At 66.3% G+C, this 1,789-nt stretch carries 2 protein-coding genes; both read left to right on the top strand.

Translation table 11 applies throughout. The features are described 5' to 3' along the window. On the top strand, window positions 1–300 hold a 300-nt coding region (locus KM933_RS38605), incomplete at its 5' end, for an alpha-glucosidase C-terminal domain-containing protein (RefSeq protein WP_221362307.1). Beyond that, window positions 297–1,789 (top strand): maltose alpha-D-glucosyltransferase (treS, locus tag KM933_RS38610; RefSeq protein ID WP_221362318.1); only part of this gene is annotated, 1,493 nt, incomplete at its 3' end. The genes KM933_RS38605 and treS, both read left to right, overlap by 4 nt.

The following is a 1,789-nucleotide window of genomic DNA, read 5'->3' on the forward strand; positions in this document are numbered from 1 at the left end:
CACTTCCACCATGCGGACAACGATGCCGTGCTGGTCTACAGCAAGCGGGCCGGTGCGGACACGGTGGTGGTGGTCGTGAACCTGGACCCCCACCACACCCAGGAGGCCACGCTCTCGCTGGACATGCCACGCCTTGGCCTGGACTGGCACGAGTCGGTCCCCGTGCGCGACGAGCTGTCCGGCGAGACCTACCACTGGGGCAGGAACACCTACGTACGCCTCACCCCCGGCCACCGGCCCGCGCACGTACTGAGCGTCCTGCGACCCACCACACCGCCCACCGGAGGGTCACCCGCATGATCGTCAACGAACCCGTCGAGGACAAGTTCGAGGACACCCCCGCCAAGGACCGCGACCCCGAATGGTTCAAACGCGCCGTCTTCTACGAAGTCCTGGTGCGCTCCTTCCAGGACAGCAACGGCGACGGCATCGGCGACCTCAAGGGCCTCACCGCCAAACTCGACTACCTCCAGTGGCTGGGCATCGACTGCCTGTGGCTGCCCCCCTTCTTCCAGTCCCCCCTGCGCGACGGCGGCTACGACGTCTCCGACTACACCGCCGTCCTGCCCGAATTCGGCGACCTGGCCGACTTCGTCGAATTCGTCGACGCCGCCCACCAGCGCGGCATGCGCGTCATCATCGACTTCGTCATGAACCACACCAGCGACCAGCACCCCTGGTTCCAGGCCTCCCGCAACGACCCCCAGGGCCCCTACGGCGACTACTACATGTGGGCCGACGACGACCAGCAATACCCCGACGCCCGCATCATCTTCGTCGACACCGAAGCCTCCAACTGGACCTTCGACCCCGTCCGCAAGCAGTACTACTTCCACCGCTTCTTCTCCCACCAGCCCGACCTCAACTTCGACAACCCCGCCGTCGTCGAAGAGATCATCTCCGCCCTGCGCTTCTGGCTCGACCTGGGCATCGACGGCTTCCGCCTGGACGCCGTCCCCTACCTCTTCGCCGAAGAGGGCACCGACTGCGAGAACCTGCCCGCCACCCACCAGGTCCTCAAACGCGTGCGCGCCGAGATCGACGCCCACTACCCCGACACCGTCCTGCTCGCCGAGGCCAACCAATGGCCCGAGGACGTCGTGGACTACTTCGGCGACTACAGCGCCGGCGGCGACGAATGCCACATGGCCTTCCACTTCCCCGTCATGCCCCGCATCTTCATGGCCGTACGCCGCGAATCGCGCTACCCCGTCTCCGAAATCCTCGCCAAGACCCCCGCCATCCCCTCCAACTGCCAGTGGGGCATCTTCCTGCGCAACCACGACGAGCTGACCCTGGAAATGGTCACCGACGAGGAACGCGACTACATGTATGCGGAATACGCCAAGGACCCCCGCATGCGCGCCAACATCGGCATCCGCCGCCGCCTGGCCACCCTCCTGGACAACGACCGCAACCAGATCGAACTGTTCACCGCCCTGCTGCTGTCCCTGCCCGGCTCCCCGATCCTCTACTACGGCGACGAGATCGGCATGGGCGACAACATCTGGCTCGGCGACCGCGACGCCGTACGCACCCCCATGCAATGGACCCCCGACCGCAACGCCGGCTTCTCCTCCTGCGACCCCGGACGCCTCTTCCTGCCCACCATCATGGACCCCGTCCACGGCTACCAGGTCACCAACGTCGAAGCCTCCATGAGCAACCCCTCCAGCCTGCTCCACTGGACCCGGCGCATGATCGAGATCCGCAAACAGAACCCCGCCTTCGGCCTGGGCACCTACACCGAACTGCCCTCCTCCAACCCCGCCGTCCTCGCCTTCCTGCG

Source organism: Streptomyces beigongshangae (assembly GCF_019710745.1).
GTDB classification, from domain to species: Bacteria; Actinomycetota; Actinomycetes; order Streptomycetales; family Streptomycetaceae; genus Streptomyces; species Streptomyces beigongshangae.